Source organism: Nocardia sp. NPDC049149 (assembly GCF_043197455.1).
Taxonomy (GTDB): domain Bacteria; phylum Actinomycetota; class Actinomycetes; order Mycobacteriales; family Mycobacteriaceae; genus Nocardia.
Genome location: NZ_JBICTD010000005.1, coordinates 302,050 through 321,249, shown reverse-complemented (window position 1 = coordinate 321,249; position 19,200 = coordinate 302,050). Strand labels below are relative to the sequence as shown.

The 19,200-nt window shown below is 64.3% G+C and carries 38 protein-coding genes and 1 tRNA gene; all 39 read left to right on the top strand.

Annotated features, from left to right (window positions below; genetic code table 11):
* The first annotated feature begins 12 nt into the window (after window positions 1–12).
* The 39 genes from ACGFNJ_RS21950 (at window position 13) to ACGFNJ_RS21760 (ending at window position 19,200) form a co-directional block, all read left to right on the top strand.
* On the top strand, window positions 13–564 hold the full coding sequence (locus ACGFNJ_RS21950; protein WP_393451044.1) for a hypothetical protein: 552 nt from the start codon (window positions 13–15) through the stop codon (window positions 562–564).
* A complete protein-coding gene (locus ACGFNJ_RS21945) occupies window positions 561–773 on the top strand; it encodes a hypothetical protein (protein WP_393451041.1) in 213 nt (70 codons plus the stop codon). Before ACGFNJ_RS21950 ends, ACGFNJ_RS21945 begins: the two co-directional genes overlap by 4 nt.
* Window positions 770–1,099 carry a hypothetical protein gene (locus ACGFNJ_RS21940; protein ID WP_393451038.1) on the top strand — a complete coding sequence of 110 codons (330 nt, stop codon included), beginning with the start codon at window positions 770–772 and terminating at the stop codon, window positions 1,097–1,099. Before ACGFNJ_RS21945 ends, ACGFNJ_RS21940 begins: the two co-directional genes overlap by 4 nt.
* Window positions 1,084–1,392: a hypothetical protein gene (locus ACGFNJ_RS21935; RefSeq protein ID WP_393451035.1), complete on the top strand. Its 309-nt coding sequence runs from the start codon at window positions 1,084–1,086 to the stop codon at window positions 1,390–1,392. Before ACGFNJ_RS21940 ends, ACGFNJ_RS21935 begins: the two co-directional genes overlap by 16 nt.
* A gap of 45 nt (window positions 1,393–1,437) precedes the next feature.
* A complete protein-coding gene (locus tag ACGFNJ_RS21930) occupies window positions 1,438–1,701 on the top strand; it encodes a hypothetical protein (protein ID WP_393451032.1) in 264 nt (87 codons plus the stop codon).
* Window positions 1,698–1,958, top strand: a complete 261-nt coding sequence (locus tag ACGFNJ_RS21925) for a hypothetical protein (protein ID WP_393451029.1) — start codon at window positions 1,698–1,700, stop codon at window positions 1,956–1,958. The genes ACGFNJ_RS21930 and ACGFNJ_RS21925 overlap by 4 nt, the downstream gene beginning before the upstream one ends.
* Window positions 1,955–2,086, top strand: a complete 132-nt coding sequence (locus ACGFNJ_RS21920) for a hypothetical protein (protein WP_393451026.1) — start codon at window positions 1,955–1,957, stop codon at window positions 2,084–2,086. Before ACGFNJ_RS21925 ends, ACGFNJ_RS21920 begins: the two co-directional genes overlap by 4 nt.
* Window positions 2,083–2,256, top strand: a complete 174-nt coding sequence (locus tag ACGFNJ_RS21915; RefSeq protein WP_393451023.1) for a hypothetical protein — start codon at window positions 2,083–2,085, stop codon at window positions 2,254–2,256. The genes ACGFNJ_RS21920 and ACGFNJ_RS21915 overlap by 4 nt, the downstream gene beginning before the upstream one ends.
* On the top strand, window positions 2,253–2,423 hold the full coding sequence (locus ACGFNJ_RS21910) for a hypothetical protein (RefSeq protein WP_393451020.1): 171 nt from the start codon (window positions 2,253–2,255) through the stop codon (window positions 2,421–2,423). The genes ACGFNJ_RS21915 and ACGFNJ_RS21910 overlap by 4 nt, the downstream gene beginning before the upstream one ends.
* A 38-nt stretch (window positions 2,424–2,461) precedes the next feature.
* On the top strand, window positions 2,462–3,115 hold the full coding sequence (locus tag ACGFNJ_RS21905; RefSeq protein WP_393451016.1) for a class I SAM-dependent methyltransferase: 654 nt from the start codon (window positions 2,462–2,464) through the stop codon (window positions 3,113–3,115).
* 193 nt (window positions 3,116–3,308) lie between these two features.
* Window positions 3,309–3,476, top strand: coding sequence for a hypothetical protein (locus ACGFNJ_RS21900; RefSeq protein ID WP_393451013.1), 168 nt, complete (start codon window positions 3,309–3,311; stop codon window positions 3,474–3,476).
* Window positions 3,473–3,697: a peptide chain release factor family protein gene (locus ACGFNJ_RS21895; RefSeq protein WP_393451010.1), complete on the top strand. Its 225-nt coding sequence runs from the start codon at window positions 3,473–3,475 to the stop codon at window positions 3,695–3,697. Before ACGFNJ_RS21900 ends, ACGFNJ_RS21895 begins: the two co-directional genes overlap by 4 nt.
* Window positions 3,694–4,092: a hypothetical protein gene (locus ACGFNJ_RS21890; protein WP_393451007.1), complete on the top strand. Its 399-nt coding sequence runs from the start codon at window positions 3,694–3,696 to the stop codon at window positions 4,090–4,092. The genes ACGFNJ_RS21895 and ACGFNJ_RS21890 overlap by 4 nt, the downstream gene beginning before the upstream one ends.
* Entirely contained in the window at window positions 4,089–4,829 is a 741-nt protein-coding gene (locus tag ACGFNJ_RS21885; protein ID WP_393451005.1) for a hypothetical protein, read from the top strand. Before ACGFNJ_RS21890 ends, ACGFNJ_RS21885 begins: the two co-directional genes overlap by 4 nt.
* Before the next feature lie 23 nt (window positions 4,830–4,852).
* Complete coding sequence (locus ACGFNJ_RS21880) at window positions 4,853–5,161, top strand: hypothetical protein (RefSeq protein ID WP_393451002.1); 309 nt, start codon at window positions 4,853–4,855, stop codon at window positions 5,159–5,161.
* A 532-nt stretch (window positions 5,162–5,693) separates the two neighbouring features.
* Window positions 5,694–6,182, top strand: a complete 489-nt coding sequence (locus ACGFNJ_RS21875; RefSeq protein WP_393450999.1) for a hypothetical protein — start codon at window positions 5,694–5,696, stop codon at window positions 6,180–6,182.
* Window positions 6,182–6,547 (top strand): hypothetical protein, encoded by a 366-nt coding sequence (locus ACGFNJ_RS21870; RefSeq protein ID WP_393450996.1) that lies wholly within the window; start codon window positions 6,182–6,184, stop codon window positions 6,545–6,547. Before ACGFNJ_RS21875 ends, ACGFNJ_RS21870 begins: the two co-directional genes overlap by 1 nt.
* A 193-nt stretch (window positions 6,548–6,740) precedes the next feature.
* Window positions 6,741–6,813: transfer RNA gene (locus tag ACGFNJ_RS21865), tRNA-Lys, on the top strand.
* Between the two features lie 283 nt (window positions 6,814–7,096).
* The gene (locus ACGFNJ_RS21860; protein WP_393450993.1) at window positions 7,097–7,279 is read left to right on the top strand and encodes a hypothetical protein; all 183 of its coding nucleotides are present in this window, start codon (window positions 7,097–7,099) and stop codon (window positions 7,277–7,279) included.
* On the top strand, window positions 7,279–7,728 hold the full coding sequence (locus ACGFNJ_RS21855; RefSeq protein ID WP_393450990.1) for a hypothetical protein: 450 nt from the start codon (window positions 7,279–7,281) through the stop codon (window positions 7,726–7,728). The genes ACGFNJ_RS21860 and ACGFNJ_RS21855 overlap by 1 nt, the downstream gene beginning before the upstream one ends.
* On the top strand, window positions 7,721–7,909 hold the full coding sequence (locus ACGFNJ_RS21850) for a hypothetical protein (RefSeq protein ID WP_393450987.1): 189 nt from the start codon (window positions 7,721–7,723) through the stop codon (window positions 7,907–7,909). The genes ACGFNJ_RS21855 and ACGFNJ_RS21850 overlap by 8 nt, the downstream gene beginning before the upstream one ends.
* A gap of 35 nt (window positions 7,910–7,944) precedes the next feature.
* Window positions 7,945–8,229: a hypothetical protein gene (locus ACGFNJ_RS21845; protein ID WP_393450984.1), complete on the top strand. Its 285-nt coding sequence runs from the start codon at window positions 7,945–7,947 to the stop codon at window positions 8,227–8,229.
* Window positions 8,229–8,609: a hypothetical protein gene (locus ACGFNJ_RS21840; protein ID WP_393450981.1), complete on the top strand. Its 381-nt coding sequence runs from the start codon at window positions 8,229–8,231 to the stop codon at window positions 8,607–8,609. The genes ACGFNJ_RS21845 and ACGFNJ_RS21840 overlap by 1 nt, the downstream gene beginning before the upstream one ends.
* A gap of 94 nt (window positions 8,610–8,703) precedes the next feature.
* Window positions 8,704–8,946, top strand: a complete 243-nt coding sequence (locus ACGFNJ_RS21835; RefSeq protein WP_393450978.1) for a hypothetical protein — start codon at window positions 8,704–8,706, stop codon at window positions 8,944–8,946.
* Between the two features lie 237 nt (window positions 8,947–9,183).
* Entirely contained in the window at window positions 9,184–9,381 is a 198-nt protein-coding gene (locus tag ACGFNJ_RS21830; protein ID WP_393450975.1) for a hypothetical protein, read from the top strand.
* Window positions 9,381–9,560 carry a hypothetical protein gene (locus ACGFNJ_RS21825; RefSeq protein WP_393450972.1) on the top strand — a complete coding sequence of 60 codons (180 nt, stop codon included), beginning with the start codon at window positions 9,381–9,383 and terminating at the stop codon, window positions 9,558–9,560. Before ACGFNJ_RS21830 ends, ACGFNJ_RS21825 begins: the two co-directional genes overlap by 1 nt.
* A gap of 358 nt (window positions 9,561–9,918) precedes the next feature.
* Window positions 9,919–10,692: an HNH endonuclease gene (locus ACGFNJ_RS21820; protein WP_393450969.1), complete on the top strand. Its 774-nt coding sequence runs from the start codon at window positions 9,919–9,921 to the stop codon at window positions 10,690–10,692.
* The gene (locus tag ACGFNJ_RS21815) at window positions 10,683–11,627 is read left to right on the top strand and encodes a glycosyltransferase (RefSeq protein WP_393450966.1); all 945 of its coding nucleotides are present in this window, start codon (window positions 10,683–10,685) and stop codon (window positions 11,625–11,627) included. The genes ACGFNJ_RS21820 and ACGFNJ_RS21815 overlap by 10 nt, the downstream gene beginning before the upstream one ends.
* On the top strand, window positions 11,624–12,352 hold the full coding sequence (locus tag ACGFNJ_RS21810) for an FkbM family methyltransferase (RefSeq protein ID WP_393450963.1): 729 nt from the start codon (window positions 11,624–11,626) through the stop codon (window positions 12,350–12,352). The genes ACGFNJ_RS21815 and ACGFNJ_RS21810 overlap by 4 nt, the downstream gene beginning before the upstream one ends.
* Window positions 12,349–13,212: a hypothetical protein gene (locus ACGFNJ_RS21805; RefSeq protein ID WP_393450960.1), complete on the top strand. Its 864-nt coding sequence runs from the start codon at window positions 12,349–12,351 to the stop codon at window positions 13,210–13,212. The genes ACGFNJ_RS21810 and ACGFNJ_RS21805 overlap by 4 nt, the downstream gene beginning before the upstream one ends.
* Window positions 13,209–13,955 (top strand): hypothetical protein, encoded by a 747-nt coding sequence (locus ACGFNJ_RS21800; protein ID WP_393450957.1) that lies wholly within the window; start codon window positions 13,209–13,211, stop codon window positions 13,953–13,955. The genes ACGFNJ_RS21805 and ACGFNJ_RS21800 overlap by 4 nt, the downstream gene beginning before the upstream one ends.
* Before the next feature lie 157 nt (window positions 13,956–14,112).
* Entirely contained in the window at window positions 14,113–14,973 is an 861-nt protein-coding gene (locus ACGFNJ_RS21795; protein WP_393450954.1) for a glycosyltransferase, read from the top strand.
* A 26-nt stretch (window positions 14,974–14,999) separates the two neighbouring features.
* The gene (locus ACGFNJ_RS21790) at window positions 15,000–15,689 is read left to right on the top strand and encodes a hypothetical protein (protein WP_393450951.1); all 690 of its coding nucleotides are present in this window, start codon (window positions 15,000–15,002) and stop codon (window positions 15,687–15,689) included.
* A complete protein-coding gene (locus ACGFNJ_RS21785; protein ID WP_393450948.1) occupies window positions 15,689–16,318 on the top strand; it encodes a hypothetical protein in 630 nt (209 codons plus the stop codon). Before ACGFNJ_RS21790 ends, ACGFNJ_RS21785 begins: the two co-directional genes overlap by 1 nt.
* A gap of 68 nt (window positions 16,319–16,386) precedes the next feature.
* Window positions 16,387–16,674, top strand: a complete 288-nt coding sequence (locus tag ACGFNJ_RS21780) for a hypothetical protein (RefSeq protein WP_393450945.1) — start codon at window positions 16,387–16,389, stop codon at window positions 16,672–16,674.
* Between the two features lie 82 nt (window positions 16,675–16,756).
* A complete protein-coding gene (locus tag ACGFNJ_RS21775; RefSeq protein WP_393450942.1) occupies window positions 16,757–16,918 on the top strand; it encodes a hypothetical protein in 162 nt (53 codons plus the stop codon).
* A 42-nt stretch (window positions 16,919–16,960) separates the two neighbouring features.
* Complete coding sequence (locus ACGFNJ_RS21770) at window positions 16,961–17,278, top strand: HNH endonuclease (protein ID WP_393450939.1); 318 nt, start codon at window positions 16,961–16,963, stop codon at window positions 17,276–17,278.
* A gap of 175 nt (window positions 17,279–17,453) precedes the next feature.
* Window positions 17,454–17,753, top strand: coding sequence for a hypothetical protein (locus tag ACGFNJ_RS21765; protein ID WP_393450936.1), 300 nt, complete (start codon window positions 17,454–17,456; stop codon window positions 17,751–17,753).
* A complete protein-coding gene (locus ACGFNJ_RS21760) occupies window positions 17,722–19,200 on the top strand; it encodes a terminase large subunit domain-containing protein (RefSeq protein ID WP_393450933.1) in 1,479 nt (492 codons plus the stop codon). Before ACGFNJ_RS21765 ends, ACGFNJ_RS21760 begins: the two co-directional genes overlap by 32 nt.

Here is a 19,200-nt window from a genome sequence, read left to right as displayed (position 1 = left end):
GGAGGCCAGCTGATGGGCATGTTCGACAATGTGCCGTGTCGGGCCATGTCCTGCCCCGGATGCGGTGGAGACCTGGATTGGCAGACGAAGGATGCGGGCTGCTCCCTCGCCACGGTGCTTGTCGTGGACGTGATGCACGGCCGCAACGAGATGCGGATGATCGGTGGCTGTGACGAATGCCGATGGAGCATCGAGGCGGTGATCACGCGCAACACCTCACCCACGGTGAAGCAGCTCGTGATGTCGAGGGCCGAGGCGAAGGGGCTGGGCCTGCCCACCGATACTGAGGGAAGGGAGCCCGTGGGTTTCGTGCTGCTACAGCGACACGAGTGTGACTTCGAATCCTGCGACGGTTCCGAGGAAACGATGGGCCTTTACGCCACCATCGCTGATGCGCAGGCTGGCGCCGAGTCGGATGCCGAGAGTTCCATCGGCTGGCAGTCCACGCCTGGCTCGGCCGTCTACCTCACTGGCTACCCGACCGATAGGGACGGAGACCTTCCGGGCTATTGGGAGTACATCATCGTTACGGCCGCCGACACCGAGGGAGGGCCGCGAGCGTGAGTCGAAAATGGACAGGGCTCTTGATCAACGATCCCGGAGACGATCAGGACTACGTCGAGTTCTATGCCGACACCATCGAGGAAGCCGCCGACCAAGCGCGCGCCATGTTCAGCAGAGGGTGGGCTGAGGTGACCATCTTCGGAGACGGTGACCCGCTGGTGATCTCGCTCGACGACCCGCCCACCGACACCGAGGGAGGCGGGTCGTGAGCAGAGAACAGGTGACGGCTGAGGAGCTGGCACAGGCCGACGGGGAGCGGCGCGCCGAACCCTATTTCGCGGCACTGCACATGCGGATCGGTCAGCTCATGAAGGCGATGTACATGAACATGAGCGACCTCACGATCGTGTTGCCGCAAGCGGATTGGGAAGGCGTCAAGGAGGAGCGCCTGCCTGTGATGCTGTTCGGCTGCCGTGTCGTCCTCGCTGATGTGCCGACGGCGATGGTCGCGGCACCTGCACCGGCGGGACCTGTCGCCTACGTGACCCTTCCGGCCGACACCGATGGAGGCGCGACGCCGTGGAATACACCGTGACCATCAATTTTCCGGGAGACGGCGGCGATTACTCCGTCGGTATTGATCTGTATGACGAGGGTTTCGCGGGTCTACAGATCGGCGACACAGTGATGTTCGACCTCGACGGGGGCGGCCTGACGCTGGTGGTGCGCGGTCGGCAGTACTGGGTCTCTTCGGAAGGTCCGCCGCGTCTCTATGTCGACACTGTGCTGCGTCATGCCGACGGGCGGGTGTTGGAGCGGCTGAAAAGCGGAGATCTTATCGAGCGGCTGAGGCGATGCTCGAGCGTTCGGAATGTCCGAATGGACTGAACGAGCCATATTTCTGCCCACCGACACCGAGGAAGGGGAGTAGCGGTGAGCGAGCAACCGAAACACGACCTTGCTGAATACGAAGCCGCCCTGGCCGTTCAGACGGAAGAGATGCGCGCGGGGATGAGCCCGCAGGATCGCGCCTACCTCGATGCCATCCTGCCAGTGCTGGAAGCGTCAAGAGGGCAGATGGAGGCCGACAAGGCGGCCTTCGCTGCCAGGGTCAGCCAGAGGGTAGGACCGCATCGGGATGCGTGGGCGCAGGTCCTTGCGACGGCCGCCGACACCGAGGGGGGAGCGCCCGTATGAGCTACGGACTGCTGGTCCTGTATCAGCGTCACACGGGCGACCATCAACTGTGCGAGTTCGACGGCCCGGATGGTGCCCGTGAGGCGGTGGCCGAGCGTCTGCGCCTGGAGCGCGACCCGCGGTATGCGGTCGACAACGTCGAGATCTGCGCACTGTCATCCGAATCGTTGGCATCGATCAAGGTGACGCACTCGCGGTACTTCGGCGGGCGCCAGGTCGACTTCGCCGAGCGGTCCTCCGAGGGAGGAACACGATGAGCAAATCCACTTTGAAGGCGATGCTCTACGAGCACCTGTTGACACTCGGCGAGATCGAGGAATGGGTGCTGCCCGAGGACCCATTTGATACGACCCAGTGGGTGCCTGATCGAGGAACATCCACATGAGCACTTACTACCCGCTCGGCTGCGATACCCCAGAACTGAGGCGCGCTTGGGAGCATCGAACCGCCCCGCTTGCGCCTCTGCTCCGCGACATCCTGGCCGACGCTGACCTGACGATCACCGTGCGGCGCTACCCGTCCAGCGACGTAGCAATCTCAGGAGGAACACCGTGAACGAGCTCGAGTTGCGCCTGAGACTTCGCGCCGCAGACCAGTATTACCGCGAGCGCATGCGGTTGGCGGACGAGTGGGAGCGGGTCAAGCCGCAGGCGTACGACGCCGCAGCCAAGGCCTGGGGCCGACTGTTGCTGCGGCGCTTCAGGTCGGGAGGAACGCCATGAGCCCCGCGTATCAGTCGTCGTTCACGAATGTGAGCACCATGATTGATCCAGACGGCCAGCAGGCGGCGTGGGATCTTTGGCACGGCGCTCGCGACACCACCGGTGACCGCTCCGCCTTGGCGTGGCTGCTCGGCGAGCGTTATCCCACCGCGGGCAAGCTTCTCGAGCTGGGTTGTGGGCAAGGCGCCGACGCTGTGTGGTTCGCCCAGCACGGCGCCACCGTGTGGGCCACCGACATTTCCACGGTCGCCCTCGACGCGGCTCGTGCGAACGCGGCCCGCCATCAGGTGAGCGTGACGTTCATGGCACACGACCTCCGAAGTGGGCTGCCGCTATCGTTCGACGCCGAACTGGACGCCGTCTATGCCCGACTGTCGCTGCACTACTTCAGCCCCGAGGTGACCGGGCAGCTGTTCACGGAGATCGCGGAAGCTCTCCGTCCGGGCGGGGTGTTCGCGTTCGAGGTGAAGAGTGTCGACGATCCACTGTTCGGGGCCGGGGAGCACGTCGCGGGCCGCATGTTCCGCCGAAATGGCCGCACCCGGCACTTCTTCACTCCCACATACGTGCGAGCACTGTTGCAGGGCTGGGATATTCAACAGTTGACCGAACATCGGTTCCGGTATCAGTCCGACACCGAGAGCGCAATCATCCGTGTGATCGCCAAGCAGGCCGAGGGAGCAGCACGATGAGCGCCGCCAGGAACCGCTTGCTGTCGAGGACGGCCCATCCCGACGGATTCCAAACCTACGGGTTCACTGACGGAACCCACACGGTCTCCTGGTCGGGGCAATGGCTCGAGGGCGTGTTCGAATCGCATGAGGCCGCCTTGCGGTCCGGGCGGCAACAGGTCGGCCTGGACCTCGATGAGGGGGGAACAAACCCATGAGCGACACCGCCGAACGTCACCGCCGGATCACCGTGCTCCAGCAGGACCCGTCGCCTGCCGCTGGCCGCGAGTTCTGGGAGCTGGCCATGCCCGATGTCGAGGCGGGGTTCTGGGCGCTACGGAGGCATATCCACGGACAGAACGGATGGACGGCGACGCCATGAGCGATGACCTGGAATTCCGGTGCGATGTGTACACGACCGCGGTCCCCGTCACCTCGCCCGGCTACCGCTGCACTGCCCGTGTAGTCCATCTACCTACCGGACTGGTGGCGTCCTGTAGTGACACCAAAAGTGCCGTCGTGAACCGGAAGCGGGCGATGATGGAGCTGCGGGCCAGGCTGCTACAGCGTGCCGGTGCGTCGGCAGAGGAGTTGACACCATGAGCGAAGAACGCCGCGCGACCGACGAACAGATCGCGGAGTGGTCCGCCGTCTGTTCGATCCCGGACAGGGCGCGCTCCTTCGTGGCAGTCCTCGATGCGCTGCTCGCTGAACGCATCGAGTGCGAATCACGCTTTACGGTCGCCGCCCTGGATACTCCCGCTGTCGTCTACATGGGCGACGATCGCGACTGGCTTGCGTGGGGATGTCGGCCGCGTGACGCCGGAGAAGGTCACGACGGGCATGTGAGCCACGGCCATGCCTCGCATCCGGGCCAGGTCAAATGCTCATGCGGGGAGTTCCTCGGTCTGTATTGCTGGGTGATGTCGGATGACTGGGTGGATCCTCCGCCGTGTCCGCTGTGCCCACCGGATCGGCGCGAGGGGTCAACACCATGACCAACGATCCGAGTGCCGTGCCTTGGACACCCCAGTTCTCTCCTTCCGCCACCGCGGTCGGGCTTCTTGCTGCGGCAGGGCTCCTACTGAACCCATGGCAAACCGAAGTCCTGGAGACGTGGTTTTCCAGCGAACGACCGGCCACGTCCGAGCCGGAACCCGTTGACGCTCTCGAAGCCGAGGTACGAGAACAGGTTGCAGCAGGAGAGCCTAGGACGGGCCACGACTACGGCAACCCCACGTTCCCCAAGTGCCCGCACTCCTGGTGCGCCGAGCATTGGCATGGCCTGGCGATCACCCGCCGCATGTGGGAGATGCGGCAGAACGAGCGGATCGACCCCGAGTACCGGTACACCACCGACGACTCCGAAGTCCTGTGCCCTGGTTCGCTTTTCGAGGGCGAGTTCACGCCGCCAGCTCTGCCCGAGTGCAGGGTTTACGTGTGCGGAGGGCTCGTGATCGCCGCCGAGACGCGCGGTTTCACCCCCACCCTTACGGGAACGCTGCGGGAAGCCCTAGCATCGCTCGACTTAGGCGACGACGTCGAGCTACGCCGCATCCGGGAGTGGCGATCGAGGCCGATGCACGAGGTTATGCGCGACATCCTCGAAGACGCGGATCTGACGTGGACGGCCAGAAGGTTCCTTGCTCCGCCGCCGGGATTCTTACCCAAGTGGATGGCCCCGGGCTGGCGTCCGCAGCTGGCGCTCATGGCGGGCTCGAGTCCGTCGGCGTAACCGCTATCCCCAGAAAGGTTGCCATGAGGAAGATCTTGTTCATCGGTGGCCCGATCCACATGGACACCAGAGAGTTCGACGGACGCCCGCCAGGCGAACTCTTCCATCCCGCGGCCGCCAAGCCTGCCCTGGATCCATTGAAGACCGAACTACATATCGTGGGGTACCGCCTCCAGAAGGTGAGCATCGACCAGCCACACCCGCCCCGATTCCCCTCCGCCCCGGCCACGCTCGCCTTCCATGTGTACCTAGCGGAGGGCGAGAACATAAACAACTACCCAGAAGCTGCTCTGCACCTGTATCAGATGTGGCCGGAGATCTCGGCGGTGTAACCCGCTACCCTGAGGGTGCACACAGTTGAAGTGATCCGTTCTCCCGCTGGCGTTATCTACGGCCACCCTTTCCTCATCGGGTGGCCGTAGCCATGTCCGGGGGCGGTTATTCTGGTCGTCGGCTAGGCCCGGCGTGGCGCGTCTCCGCTCGGCACGGCATCGCGCGGTATGGCATGGCAGGCAAATTCCCGACTGAACCCACCTCGATCACGGGGTGGGTTCAGTCGTGTGGCGACTCGAGATCGTTCCTCGACTTGGATAGCCTGCTGTTGGTCGGCGATTCGAGTAGGCGAGGTGTTCGATGGAGTGCACTGATACAGGGGTCGAGCACGAATGCCGCCAGGGACGCCGCTGTAGGGCCCGCACAAGGGATGCCGAAGACCGCTGGCATGGGGAAGGCGTCGAACGCCCCAACACGCTGTGTCGATCATGCGAGGCTCATGCCTTCGATGCGATCCGGCAACTCGGCGACGACTACGGCGCTTTGCAGTGTGCCCGCACCGAACCGCGGTCGCGTAACTCGGGTCCGAGGGTGTCCGGCACAGGTGAACGCCCGATCTTGATACCCGTCGCCGTGGATGCGTTGATGGAGGCGATCGACAATGAGACGCTGCGGTGGACGCTGCGGATCACCCGCGGCGACCCCCTTCCGAGTGCCCCGATCGAGCGTGTACGACGCTGTGTGGTGATCCTGGGGGCGAATCTGGGCACCTTGATCGACCGGCCGATGGAAGTCGTGCCCGCTCTCATCCCGCACCCGCAGGGCGGGGACTACCTCGGCAAGGAAGCCCTCGACGGCGTCGACGCCGTCCTGCGGCTGGCCGGATTTCACGATCAAGCCATCAATCTGCTCGGCCTGCAAGAACCCTCCGAGGAGTGGCTACCCGAGTCCTGCCACGTGTGCGGCAGGCAACTGGTGTTCGCGTCGCTATCCGAATCCACTGTCCGTTGCCGCAGCTGCCGCAACGTGTGGGGTCAAGACGAATTCATGCGCCTGAACAACCCGTTCCTGGCGGCGTAATGGCCGAAGTCCAACGCACCCAACTGGAATGGGCCCGCGATGCCGCCCGAGGCTACCGGTGGGCGCTGATGAAGGCTGACCCTCAACGTTGCCGGGAACTGGACGAGCAGGCCCGAGCAGCCGGGCAGCATTGGATCGCCCCGGAATACGTCCCGCCGGACGCGGCCGAACGACTCGTTGCTGCGGTGCTCACGCCCGCCGAGATCGCCAAAGCCTCAACGATCCCGGTGGGAACGATTTACTCCTGGATATCCCGTGGGTTGCTACAACCGGTCGACGCGAACGAATCACCAGCGCGTTATCGGGTATTGGATGTGGTGAACATCCAAGCCCGCCGCAAGGTGCGGCGGCTTGACACTGCGTGACCCCTTGCTGCAAGCTGCGGGTACCAGTGGAATAGCTATGTCTACCGGGGGATTCAACCGATCATCGGTGAGATGTTGCTGCGCGCTGCAAGGCTCGTCGCGATGTGTAGTTGAACTAGACATCCGAGTTCGTTGGCCGGGTATCCCGCCGTGCTGCCACGGCTCCCGCGAGAGCGGTCGGACCCGGCAACGTTGGTCCGTAGCTCAATTGGCAGAGCAGCGGGCTTTTAACCCGCGGGTTCTGGGTTCGAATCCCAGTGGACCAACAGCATGACCCGACGACCGTAGAAGCCGGTCGGTCACGAGAGAGCCGGTAGTGCGCTGCGGGTGCGCCAGGCCGGTCCGAGACAGAGCCCTCGGCAACCGGCTCCAACTCCTAACGAACGCCAAACTGAACCAAATTTTGGTTTTGGCATGCATGCGAGCGACCGCCGCGAGCGAACTGGGGTTTTGCGCAATCGGCGCAGGTCAACTCCGCCGAGCAACTCCCCAACTAATCGGGGTAGGTCCCTCAACTAGCCGTTGGGCCCGAACGTGAGGAGCACACTCATGGCATCTCGTGCACGCCGAGAAGAGGAACGCCGCCGTCGTCAGGCCGCTGGTCTCGACTGGTCCGAGGCGGCGATCACTGCTGCTGTTGGCACCCTGGACAGCTACAGTTCGTCCTCCAGTTCGTCCTGTGATTCGGGATCGAGCAGCAGCTACGACGGCGGAAGCAGCAGCTGCGACTGATGGATGTAGCCGAGATCGAGAAGGGCCTGGGCGAGGTCATTGCACGGGCGGGCGATCAGCTCGCCGCAACATTGCATCTGGAGCCCCTGGGCGTCGCGGTGCTCGACATCTTCCGGCCCTGCCTCCGCAACGCCGCACAGGCATTCGCGGCCGCCGTCGAGGCTGGAGATACCCAGGAGCAGTTCGCTGCCCGTATAGCCGCTCCAGACCGCAGCCGAGTGGGACGGTCACACGCCACAGCAGGCTGCGGAGCGGCTCGCTGCCATGCTCGCAGAGGAGTCCTGATGTTCCAGCGTCAGCAGCCTGGGGCGTTCTACGCCTACCCAGAGCACCGCCCGGTGTGGCGCAGGATCCTCTGGCGCCTCGGATACGACCCGCTGACCGTCCGGGAGCGCCTGCGGCAGGTTGACACCGAGCGCCAGTATTGGAAGGAGCTCGCTGGTGTTTGATGCAGAGGTCACATTGCAGCCGGGCGAGTACGTCATCTCGGCCGCCGATATCAAACGTGTCGTCGGCGCTGTGGGGGATCAGCTCGCCGCGATGCTGGGTCAACCGCAGCTCGGCGAGGACGCGGTAACGGTGCTGGAGCCGCTGATGGCTGACACTGCGGCAGTGATGCGGGAGTCCTGACGTTCGATCTCGCGGCCCTGATCCGCTCGTGACCGTTGTCGGAAGAGTGGAACGAGTACTTCACGGCCTTCACTGAGGGCGACGAGGCCGGTCAGGTGGACGGGCTGCTGGACATCATCGTCGTCGCATGGGGCACCCTGCTGCAACGCTACGGCCCGCATACGACCGAGCTCCTCGCCGCCGAGGTCGCCCGCTCGAACTTCGACAAACTCATCGGCGGAGTGCGCCGAGACTCGACCGGTCGAGTGCTGAAACCGATCGGCTGGACTCCACCACGCATCGCCGAGATCCTGTCCGTTCTCAACGCTGAGGAGCCCTGATGGGATACGGAAGTTACACCCTGGCCGACGGCCGCGAAGCGGGCTACCTCGTCGACGCCGTATGCGACTTCGCGGGCTGTAAGACGGAAGTCAGCAGGGGTTTGGACCAGCTCTGTGGCCAGAACCCGATCGGACACAAAGCGGACGGCGAACCTGGTTGCGGCAACTACTACTGCGATGAGCACGAGGTCAAGCACGACTGCTCCAACCCGGCGTGCGGCAAGTACGCGGCTGAGGGCCGTAGCTGGTGTGGCGGCCTGCTGGCGGGGCATGAGCTGCCCCACCGTGACGCCTACACCGGCGAGGAGTTCACGCAGACCGAGGACGACCTCGCCAACGAGGACGGCCTGATCGTCGCAGACGTGCCGAAGGAGCCCTGATGGATGTCATTGCCGCCCTGGTCCGCTCCTGGTGTTTCCATCCCATCCGCTCCCTCGAGCTGCAGGTCTACACGACACCGATCCTGGTGCTGACGTGGTGACTCGCACGCAGCTGCGTCGGCGGCTGCACAAGACGGCCAGGCGGCTCGGCCTACGCCGTCTAGCCCTGCGTTTGGACCCAGGCCCGCGTATCCGCCTGTGGGACGCAGAGTTCAACTTGAAGGCCGACAGTGACCGCGGCGACGTCATCCCCCTGGAGACCCTGGACGCGGATGGCATCGGCAGTCTGGTCTATGAGCCTGCGACGACTGTTCGATGGAGCGGTCGACTTGCGTAAGTGGCTGGGGCGCAACGTGGTTCGCCTGGGTCACCGCATTGAAGGCCGCCGGGCACAGCACCGCGCCGGCGAGAGCTACGTCTACAAGGAATGGACACTCAAGGACGTCCCACCAGTAGCGCGCCGAGTGCTTTACCAGGGCGGAAACGGCAGCCGGTTCACGCTGACGGGCGACGGGCGAGGCGGACACGGGATTGAGTTCCCGCCCGACGGCCGCGAATCCCGAGGCTGGACCTGATGGCTGACGGCATGCTGCAGGCGGACCTGCTGCTTCGCTGGCATGGCACCGACCGCATGATCGAGCTCGGCACGCTCGACCTGCCGGTCGCCACCGAATCCGTCGGTGACGGTCAGGTGAACTGCCGTGTCGATGCCAGCGCGTTCGAGCGGTTCGGCCAGGCGCTCGCCGCCGCGATCAGGGAAGAGCAAGCCTGATGACCTCACCCCTGCGTGAGCGGACGTTGCTGCTGGCCGCTCGGGATGTCTTGTCCAAGACCGCGATCATCGAGCCTGTCCTGAACGACTATCGGGCCGACACCGGCGTGACGCATCCGCTGGAGACGGCTCTGGGTGACCTGCAGGCCGCGGTTGACGCGTATGCCGAGGTCGGCTGATGCGGGACAGGTTGGAGGCGTTGTGGATGCGGATGGTCTGGTGCGCACTGCGACGGCTCGATGTTCCCGGCGATGTGTCGAGGACACGCCGCGAAAAGTCTGACGTTTCCGCAGGTGGATAATCTCCGCCTCGGTTTGTTTTGTGACAGGAGTTAATACGTGGGTTCCGTCGACCTCGACACCATCCTCATAGTCGGCAAGGTCGGCGTGATCGTCATCAAGGCAGTCCTCGAGATCGTCGGGGCGCTCCGCTAAAGGCGCTCCGCTAAATACGCTCTGGCACAACGGAATTGGCAGCATCTATCCGTTCTCTAGTGAAATCGAAAGACCCCGGCGACGACTGACATCGTCCCGGGGCATGGCCGAACTGATGAAGGAGTTCGACGTGACGGATCGTACCTGCACGGCAGATGGATGTGGCAGACAGTGGATCGCCCGCGGAATGTGCGGCATGCATTACCAGCGGTTCATGCAACACGAACGGCCTGCGCCTCAAGCCAAGAGGATCTGCTCCGTTGACGACTGCGAGCGCGCCGCGGGCAAGCGGGAGTGGTGCAGGCTTCACTACAGACGCCTGCTCGCCCACGGCACCACCGATCTCATAAGCCGCGCCGCCCCAGGGCCGGATTGGCTAGCCTGCATCTCCGTTCCGACAGGTGCGCGAACCATCCCTGTGCTAATCCCCAGGACCGAATCGTTCACCTTCGCCCTTGTGGACGAGGCTGACTATGAAGCAGTCATCAGATGGCGATGGAGGCTCAGCCTCGGCGGCTATGCGCACCGAGGTCATTGGAACGGCGAGAAATCGGTGTGGATGTACATGCATCGGTACATCATGCAGACGCCGACGGGTGTTGAGACCGACCACATCAACCGCAACAAACTGGACAATCGTAGATCCAATCTGCGCTTCGTCGATCGCAGTCTTAATTCTTTCAATCAGTCGCCTAGCAAGGCGAACACCAGCGGCGTCAAAGGGGTGAGCTGGTTTAAGCCCGCTCGACTGTGGCGCGCGTACATCACACATAAGTCGGAGCCGAAGCGGATCGAGCTGGGTTACTTCAAGTCCTTCGAGGCGGCGGTCGCGGCTCGCAGGACCGCCGAGGAAAGGTACTTCGGAGAGTGCGCCTGATTATTTATGGCAACGGTGAACTTCCCTACTGCAGCGAGGTTCACCACAAGCGCTCTCTCGAGGCGCTGGGTGTTGACGTCCTGTTGTTGCAGGAGAACAAGGTTCCGACTGAGCAGCTTCTCGAGGAGGCACTCGAGGCGGACGTAATGTGCTGGGTCCACACGCACGGCTTCGCCAACAGGGGTGCGTTGTCTATGCAGCAGGTGCTTCGGATGCTCCGCTCAGCAGGCGTCCCGACGTTGTCCTATCACCTGGACTTGTTCCGACCCATCAAGCGGTGGGAGGAGTACAAGGGCTCCCCCCTCTGGGACATCGAATACTTTTTCACGGTAGACGCGCCGATGGCCGATCATCTGAACGAGTACACGAACGTGAAGGCGCACTTTCTCCCGGCGGGCGTGCTCGAAGACGAGTGCTATATCAGCGATCAGCCGTCGCCTTACGCGAACGATGTGGTTTTCGTCGGCTCGAAAAATTACCATATCGAGTGGAAATGGCGAGGGCAGCTCATCTCATGGCTGCGCCAGACCTACGGGGATCGCTTCACTCACGTTGGCGGCGACGGCGATACCGGCACCCTTCGGGGCGATGACCTGAACCGGATGTACGCCAATTCCAAAGTCGCCGTGGGCGATACGTTGTGCATGAACTTCGACTATCCCCTCTACCACTCCGACCGAATTTGGGAGTGCGGCGGACGTTTTGGCGCGCAAGTGCATCCGCGAATCGCTGGCCTCGATCAGTGGTTCAAGGACGGCGAGCACCTCCTCTACTTCAACTTCGGCGACTTCGATGACCTGCGTTCGAAGATCGACTGGATGCTCGAGCATGACGAGGAGCGCGAACGCATCCGCCGCGCCGGGCACGAGATGGTGAAGGCGTCCGGGACGTACCGCCACCGCTGGGAGACGATCCTGGACACGGTATTCGCGTGACTGTGCCGATGATCCCAACCTTGATCAATGGCCGGTGGGAGTTGCTGCTGCCCGAGCATCGTGCCGCCCGGCCTGAATGGCCTGTGTGGGAACAGGAACGCCTCGCCCACATGCACGACCACATCGAAGAGGGCACGGTCGTCTTCGACATCGGCTCCGAAGAGGGAGACTTCCCGGCGCTGTTCACCTCGTGGGGTGCCGATGTGGTGCTGTTCGAACCCAACTGGCGGGTTTGGCCGAACATCCGAGTGATCTGGGAAGCCAATGGCCTGAAGGGCCCTCGGGGCTTCTTCGTCGGGTTCTCGTCCAACGCCACGGTGCTGCGGCCCACACAGGTAGAGCCGATCTTCCTGGAGCCGGACCGGGACGGTTGGCCCGCGTGCGCCTACGGCCCGGTCATCGGAGACCACGGATTCCGGAACGTGTCGGAGCGTTTCCATGACACCCCGCAAACCCGCCTTGATGACTACCGCACCCGGACAGGCATCCGCCCCGACGTCGTCACTCTGGATGTAGAGGGCGCTGAACTCGAGGTACTGAAGGGCGCCGAAGGCACGCTGACCGAGGTTCGGCCGCTGGTGTATGTGTCGGTGCATCCGGCGTTCATGGCGGCCATGTTCCCGTACACGGTCAGCGCATTGCACGACTACATGAACGGGCTCGACTACCGAGGTGAGCACTTGGTCACCGACCACGAAGAGCACTGGATCTTCACGCCGCAATGACCCCGGTTGTGAGGCTCGCGCCAGGCAGCCAATGGGACCAGGTGTTGCTCAACGATCTGCTATCCGGTGAATTGTGGGCCCATGGCCTGCAGTTCGAGCGGCTGGACTCCTACCCGCGCGAAGCGGAGGGCATCTGCCTGGTGGTGCCCGGCCGGTACTACGCGGAGCATGCTGCGGAGATCAGCGAGGCGATCGCGAAGTACCGCTGGGTGCTCGGGTTCCGGGTCGGCGACGAGGAAGACCTCTTCGACGTCTCGGCGGTGCGGCATCCGGCAATTCGCTGGTGGGTGCAGACGCCGCGAACCGATCGGGACTATGGCACCGCCCGGTTCCTGCCGCTCGGCTACACGCCGCATTTCAGCCACTCACCCGCCGATCCGCCCGCGAAGCCGTTGGACGCGGTGCTGGTCGGCCAATGCACCCACGACCGCCGCGCCCAAGCATTCGACGCTCTCGCTCGCGTGGCCCGCCCGAAGTACGTGCAGGCGACCCACGGGTTCACTCGGGGCCTTCCGCCCGCCGAGTACGCACATCTGATGCTGCAGGCGAAGGTGGCACCGTGCCCGTCCGGCCCGGCGTCCCCTGACACGTTCCGGGTGTACGAGGCGTTGCAGGCGCACGCGATTCCAGTCCTGGATGACATCACGCCCGGCTACGACTCCCGCGGCTATTGGGAGCGGATGCTGTCCGGCTGTCCGGCGCCGATCCTGACCGACTACGACGACCTGCCCGGCTACATCGAGGACGCGCTGGTCGACTATCCGCGGCTGGCGAACCGGATCATCGCGTGGTGGATCGCTCAAAAGCGTTCCCTGGCAATCGCATTGAGGGAAGACCTACAGGCGTTGGGGGCTGTGTGACCGGCTCGCCGATTACCGTCGTCGTCACGACGAGCCCAATCCCGAGCCAACCGAGCACCCGCATCATCGACGAGACCATCGCATCTGTCCGGCATCACTTGCCGGACAGCGAGATCATTCTCTGCCACGATGGCGTCCGACCCGAGCAAGAGGCCCGCCGCGGCGCGTACGAGCTGTACATGCAGCGGGTCCTGTGGAAGGCCGATCACGAGTGGGGCAACGTCCTGCCGTTGATCTTCGACGAACACTTGCATCAAGCGGTGTGCACCAAGCGGGCACTCGAACAGGTCCGCACACCGCTGATCTTGTTCGTCGAAGGTGACACACCGCTCTGCGCCGACCGAGAGATCCCGTGGACCGAGATCAGCGACGTCATCCTCGCCGGCGACGCCAACCTAGTGAGATTTAGTCACGAGGCGAGCGTGCTCGACGTCCATCGCCACCTCGCTCTCGACAGCGAACCGCAGAAGGTCCGTGGCGTCCCCATGACGAGGACGATCCAGTGGTCGAGCCGCCCGCACCTCGCCTCCGCCGCCTGGTACCGCGAGCTGCTGGACCGGTGGTTCCCGAACGACGAGAAGAACTTCATCGAGGAGACCGTGTATGGCCGCCTGGTGAGCGCCTACGAGCGCGACGGAGACATGGGCTGGCTGAACTGGCGCACCTTCATCTACACCCCAGAGGGTGATATCAAGCGCTCTTATCACTCGGACGGAAGGGCGGGGGAGAGCAATTTCGTCTGACCTACGCCTCGGCCTGATCGCCCGCGCCGACCATCGCGGACTAGGCCGGCAGACTCGCGCTATCTTCGACCACCTTGCGCCCGCCAGGACCATGGTGGTGAACTGCCCGAGCGCGAACCCGCTGCCGCTGCACCTCGAATACTTCCCCGGCGCGACCGTGGTCAACCGGATCCCAACCGACCAGGATTGCCGCAACTTCCTGTCCGAGGGCGTGGACGTCGTCTACAGCGCTGAGACGTTCTACAACCCGAACCTGCCCGACATCGCCCGCCGGTACGGCGTGAAGACGATCTTGCACATCAACCGCGAATTCTTGGACCTGCGGGATCGGCCGGATTTGTGGGCGGCTCCATCGATGTGGCATTTCGATGAAGTCCCCGAGCCGCGTATCTTCCTACCCGTCCCGATCGATCTAGGGTCGTTCCCGGCCCGTTCCCCGAGCGGTGAGGCGACCCGGTTCGTTCACGTCATCGGCAGGCCTGCTGTGCGCGACAGGAACGGGACCGCTGACCTACTCGACGCACTCACCTACGTGCAGACGCCGATCGAGCTGACCGTCCATTGTCAGGACGAGCACTACGTGTCCGCGCTTCTGGCGTCACGCCGGATCCCGCGCCACATCCATCTGAACGTCCGTACTGGAGATGTGCCGGATCATGCCGAGCTGTACGCGGGCCACGATGTCCTGCTTCTGCCGCGGCGCTTTGCCGGTTTGTGCCTGCCGGCGAATGAAGCGTTGGGCGCGGGCCTGCCGGTTGTGATGACCGATGTGAGCCCGAACAGCACCTGGTTGCCCGCCGATTGGCTGGTCCCCGCCGAGTCTCGCGGGTCGTTCATGGCGAAGACGCGGGTAGAGGTCTACTCCGCTGACCATCGCGCGCTTGCCGCGAAGATTGACCAGTTCGCCACCGACCCCGACTTCTACCAGAAGGCTGCAGGGATAGCGCGCGACCTCGCAGAGGCGAATAGCTGGCAGATCCTCAAGCCGCTGTACGAGAAGACCTTCGCAGACCTGTGACCAACACGAGGATCGGAAACCTCCCAGTGACACAAACCCCAACCGGCCGATCCGTGCTGTCGGACACCGAGGTGCAGAATCTCCGTGGCGGTTCGGCGGAGCCGGGAGGCGTGGTTATCGCCTACTTCGGCGGTCGGCCATGGCTTGCCATGCGAACAGTCACCATAGACTTCGAACGCCCCGCCAAGACCCTCCCGGAGGAGTTGTGGGAGGCCGACAGGGTCGCCCAGTGGATCACTGAGAAGGTTCAGATCGTGTCGTGCGATTGCGGGGCCGTCGACGTCCTGTCTCGTCCCCCGCAGGGTGGTCCAACAGCTGCGGTCAGCTACGCGCGCACTGCCGAAGACAGCAACCTCGGCAAGAATCACCTGACGATCGTGCGCACCGCCGCACCACAACCGCCCTGCGAGCACTGGTACGAAATAGACCTCCCCCTCCTCACCGGAGCCCCAACAGAAACGCTACCGGCCGCCGAGAAGCGCGGCGCTCAAACGCCGAGTGTCGGGCGCATCGTCCACTATCAGCACGGCACCGGCCCATTCTCCGAGCAGGCTGCCATCGTGACCGCAGTGCTGCCGGACGGCACGGTGAACCTCGTCATGTTCATCTCGGGCGTCGGAGCCCTGCCGGTCCTCGACGCTCGTGGCGAGCCAGCCAGTGTCCGCTACTCCGCCGACCCGGCGCCCGGTCACTGGAACTGGCCGCCCCGCGTCTGATGATCTCCATCGCCGTCGTCGCCCACCAAGCGCGCATTGTCGAAGCAACCGAATTGGCTCGCTCTCTCGACGCGGTGATCAGTGTCGACGACGGCACCCTTCGAGCTGAGGGGAACCATCTGCAAGCCTGGCGGATGACCGCGGAGCGAGAGTCCGACTATGCGCTGGTTCTCGAAGACGACGCCCAGCCTGTGCCTGGATTCGTGGAGCAGGCAGAGCTAGCCCTCGCGGTCGCTCCGGAGCCTGTGGTGTCGTTTTACACAGGCATGACCCGCCCCAAGAGGTGGCAGGAACGCATAGCCCCCGCCATCGCCAAAGCGGACCAGGCTGGCAGCCACTGGATGGTCAGCACACATGTTCTTCATGCTGTCGCTGTAGCGATCCACGTCAGCTTGCGCGAGGACTGGCTCGACTTCGCCGACGGCAGCAAGCTTCCGATCGATGAACGACTCACTGCCTGGTGCCTGGCCCGCGACCACAAGGTGGCCTACAGCTGGCCGTCACTTTGTAATCATGCCGACGGGCCAACCCTGGTACGCCACGCCAACACCGGCAACACCACAGGCCCACGCAAGGCATGGCGCACCGGCAGTCGCGCCACCTGGACACCACAGTCGGTACCGATGTGAGACAGGAGCGAACCGATGCCTGGTAGCCACAAGTCGATCGACCGTAAAGGCAAGGGCGGCAAGCGGAAGTGACCGTAGGCAGTGTCACCTTCCGCACCACCTACGCCGGTGATGGCAGCCAAGTGCTGTCCGCAACCCAGGTAGATCCGGTCACCGCGATCAGTGTGGACTTCCTGCACCACATCATGACCAACGATGACCCGCGCGTACAGGTGGTCGACAACCAGTTGATCCTGAACCTGGCCAACGGCAGCTGGACCTATCAGCTCGGCGAATACAACCCCGAGCATCGAGGGATCATGGCCCGCCTGATCGAGGGTGAACCACTGTCGAGCGAGCCCGCAGGTGCCGAGTAACCGCTGGTCGCACGATTCAGCCGGTATGTTTTGTGACAGGAGTTATCCGTGATGCGGCAGACCCGCACGCGAGGAGCAGCGGATGAAGATCGAAGAGCCGGGCAGGAAGCTCGAACCCGAAGAGATGGATCGCCTGGCGAACTTCGGTGTCAGCTACGGCATCCTGTGCGACAGTGCAGGCCTCGACCCGTGCGCTGAACTGGACACACTCAATGAGCTGATCCGTCGTGCCACGCCCCACTAGCGGTGGCCGCGAGTACCGGCTACGGCCGCACCGCGCACACTGATGCCCGGCAGCACCGCACAACGCAACACCACTACCCGTGACCGGCACCGCAACCGGATCCGACGAGGGCAGCCACCATGCGGTATCTGCGGGCTCGACATCGACTACACGCTGCCCCACCTCGACCCCGGTGAGTTCGTAGTCGACCACATCATCCCCCTCGCCAAAGGCGGCAGCGACAGCCTGGACAACTGCCAGGCGGCACACCGGGCATGCAACCGCCTCAAGAGCGACACACTCGACAGCGACCCGGCCGGCCAGACTGAGCAGGCCCGGCCAGCCGGACCACGGATCTTCATCACCTCGCGCACCTGGTAACCAAACCTGGTTAGCAACGCAACTAGCTAACCCGCCTGGCGTCCCCAAAAGGCCGGATTCCGGCCCGCCCGCCCGCCCGCCCCCAGGGGGGTACCCCCCGCGGGTAGGGCGCCCGCCTCCCTGGGCATAGGCGACACCCCCCATTCGCTTTTTCCAATCGCCGAGGAGGTGCCCTATGCCTCGGAAACCTGTCTTGCGGGCTGTCGAGCCGGGAGAGACGTCGGAGCGTGAGACCCCGAAGACGATCCTTCAGGCGGCCGAGTCCGGATGCCGGCTCGATGAGTTGCGGGCGATGCGGCGCCGGATCGCGCGGGCCCTCGATGACCCGAACACCCCGGCGCGGGATCTGGCGGCGCTGTCGCGGCGGCAGCTGGAGATCGGTAAGGAAGTCGAGGCGATCGAGATGGCCGACGATGAGGACCGCTCCGTGATCGCCAACACCGATGACGAAGACTGGGACGAGAGCGCCATCTAGGAGCCAGGCCCCGACTCGGCCGCCGAACAGGCCCGCCGATTCGCGTCGCCTGTCCGAGGTCGCTCGCCACGTCATAGCCCCGGTTGGGATCAGGTCGACCGGGTGGCCGAAGATCCGCGACACCTGCTATCGGCTCGGGTGGGGGTTCGACGGCTGGCAAGACGGTGCCGGGCGGCTGATCCTGGCCAAGCGTGCCGATGGCTCCTATGCCGCGGACACGATCGTCATCAGCATCCCGCGTCAGGTCGGCAAAACCTACCTGGTCGCCGCGATCATCTTCGCGTTGTGCCTGCTCAATCCGCGGCTGACCGTGATCTGGACGGCGCACCGCAAGACGACGGCGGCGGAAACGTTCGCGCAGTTCGACGGGATGGCGCAGCGGCCGAAGGTCGCACCCCATATCCGGCAGGTGCTGCGCGGCAAGGGCGACGAGAAGATCGTCTTCGCCAACGGGTCACGGATTCTGTTCGGTGCCCGCGAGTCTGGGTTCGGTCGCGGCATGACCGACGTCGACATCCTGGTGTTCGACGAAGGCCAGATCCTCAAGGACGACGTTCTCGAAGACATGGGTGCGGCGCAGAACGTCGCGAAGAACCCGTTGACGTTCGTCATCGGAACACCACCGCGGCCGAAGGACCCCGGGGAGTTCTTCACTCTGCTGCGGCAGGAAGCCCTCGATGGCGAGTCCGACGGCACCCTCTACATCGAGTTGTCGGCCGATCGCGGTGCTGATCCGATGGATCGCGATCAGTGGCGCAAAGCCAACCCGAGCTTTCCGCGGCGCACCTCGGAGCGCGCGATGCTGCGGCTGCGGAAGAAGCTGACCAACGTCGAATCGTGGTGCCGTGAGGCACTGGGGATCTGGGACGAGTTCTCGGCGCACCGCCCGGTGGTGAAGGCGTCGGTGTGGGAGACATTCGCCGATGTCGGTCCGGCGGCTGGGGTGAGGCCGGCCGCGCTCGGTGTGGACATGTCTCATACGCGGGAGATCTCGGTGTCGGGGTGCTGGCTCGAGGGGGACAGCGCGCACTGCGAAGAGGTGTGGGCCGGTGAGGACGAGGACGCGGCGGTCGAATGGCTTGTCGCGCGGGCTGGGCGCCGGATCACGGTGGTCATCGACAACGTGTCGCCGGCTTCGTCGATGGTGCCGAAGCTGCGGGCGCGCAAGGTGGCGGTGGTCTCGACCACGGCGGGGGATATGGCCAAGGCGTGCGGCATGTTCGCGGGCCGGGTGAAGGCCCCGCCGCGGTTGACGCATGCCAACCAGGACGCGATCAACGATGCGCTCAAAGGTGGGCGTAAACGGGCGATCGGTAAGGCCGGTGGTTGGGGGTGGGACCGCAGTGACGAGACGGTCAATATCGCGCCGATCGTCGCATTGACCCTGTCCCTGTTCGGGGCGGAAGCCAAGCCTGTACGCGCCAGTACTGGCGCGAACTTCGCGTGA

Coding starts and splice junctions, on each gene's coding strand:
- ACGFNJ_RS21760 (WP_393450933.1), top strand. CDS start 17,722: ATGACGAAGACTGGGACGAGAGCGCCATCTAGGAGCCAGGCCCCGACT.
- ACGFNJ_RS21830 (WP_393450975.1), top strand. CDS start 9,184: ATGGCTGACGGCATGCTGCAGGCGGACCTGCTGCTTCGCTGGCATGGC.
- ACGFNJ_RS21950 (WP_393451044.1), top strand. CDS start 13: ATGGGCATGTTCGACAATGTGCCGTGTCGGGCCATGTCCTGCCCCGGA.
- ACGFNJ_RS21895 (WP_393451010.1), top strand. CDS start 3,473: ATGAGCGATGACCTGGAATTCCGGTGCGATGTGTACACGACCGCGGTC.
- ACGFNJ_RS21925 (WP_393451029.1), top strand. CDS start 1,698: ATGAGCTACGGACTGCTGGTCCTGTATCAGCGTCACACGGGCGACCAT.
- ACGFNJ_RS21840 (WP_393450981.1), top strand. CDS start 8,229: ATGGGATACGGAAGTTACACCCTGGCCGACGGCCGCGAAGCGGGCTAC.
- ACGFNJ_RS21890 (WP_393451007.1), top strand. CDS start 3,694: ATGAGCGAAGAACGCCGCGCGACCGACGAACAGATCGCGGAGTGGTCC.
- ACGFNJ_RS21905 (WP_393451016.1), top strand. CDS start 2,462: ATGATTGATCCAGACGGCCAGCAGGCGGCGTGGGATCTTTGGCACGGC.
- ACGFNJ_RS21870 (WP_393450996.1), top strand. CDS start 6,182: ATGGCCGAAGTCCAACGCACCCAACTGGAATGGGCCCGCGATGCCGCC.
- ACGFNJ_RS21775 (WP_393450942.1), top strand. CDS start 16,757: ATGAAGATCGAAGAGCCGGGCAGGAAGCTCGAACCCGAAGAGATGGAT.
- ACGFNJ_RS21900 (WP_393451013.1), top strand. CDS start 3,309: ATGAGCGACACCGCCGAACGTCACCGCCGGATCACCGTGCTCCAGCAG.
- ACGFNJ_RS21785 (WP_393450948.1), top strand. CDS start 15,689: ATGATCTCCATCGCCGTCGTCGCCCACCAAGCGCGCATTGTCGAAGCA.
- ACGFNJ_RS21920 (WP_393451026.1), top strand. CDS start 1,955: ATGAGCAAATCCACTTTGAAGGCGATGCTCTACGAGCACCTGTTGACA.
- ACGFNJ_RS21915 (WP_393451023.1), top strand. CDS start 2,083: ATGAGCACTTACTACCCGCTCGGCTGCGATACCCCAGAACTGAGGCGC.
- ACGFNJ_RS21770 (WP_393450939.1), top strand. CDS start 16,961: ATGCCCGGCAGCACCGCACAACGCAACACCACTACCCGTGACCGGCAC.
- ACGFNJ_RS21860 (WP_393450993.1), top strand. CDS start 7,097: ATGGCATCTCGTGCACGCCGAGAAGAGGAACGCCGCCGTCGTCAGGCC.
- ACGFNJ_RS21855 (WP_393450990.1), top strand. CDS start 7,279: ATGGATGTAGCCGAGATCGAGAAGGGCCTGGGCGAGGTCATTGCACGG.
- ACGFNJ_RS21885 (WP_393451005.1), top strand. CDS start 4,089: ATGACCAACGATCCGAGTGCCGTGCCTTGGACACCCCAGTTCTCTCCT.
- ACGFNJ_RS21820 (WP_393450969.1), top strand. CDS start 9,919: ATGGCCGAACTGATGAAGGAGTTCGACGTGACGGATCGTACCTGCACG.
- ACGFNJ_RS21880 (WP_393451002.1), top strand. CDS start 4,853: ATGAGGAAGATCTTGTTCATCGGTGGCCCGATCCACATGGACACCAGA.
- ACGFNJ_RS21765 (WP_393450936.1), top strand. CDS start 17,454: ATGCCTCGGAAACCTGTCTTGCGGGCTGTCGAGCCGGGAGAGACGTCG.
- ACGFNJ_RS21825 (WP_393450972.1), top strand. CDS start 9,381: ATGACCTCACCCCTGCGTGAGCGGACGTTGCTGCTGGCCGCTCGGGAT.
- ACGFNJ_RS21805 (WP_393450960.1), top strand. CDS start 12,349: ATGACCCCGGTTGTGAGGCTCGCGCCAGGCAGCCAATGGGACCAGGTG.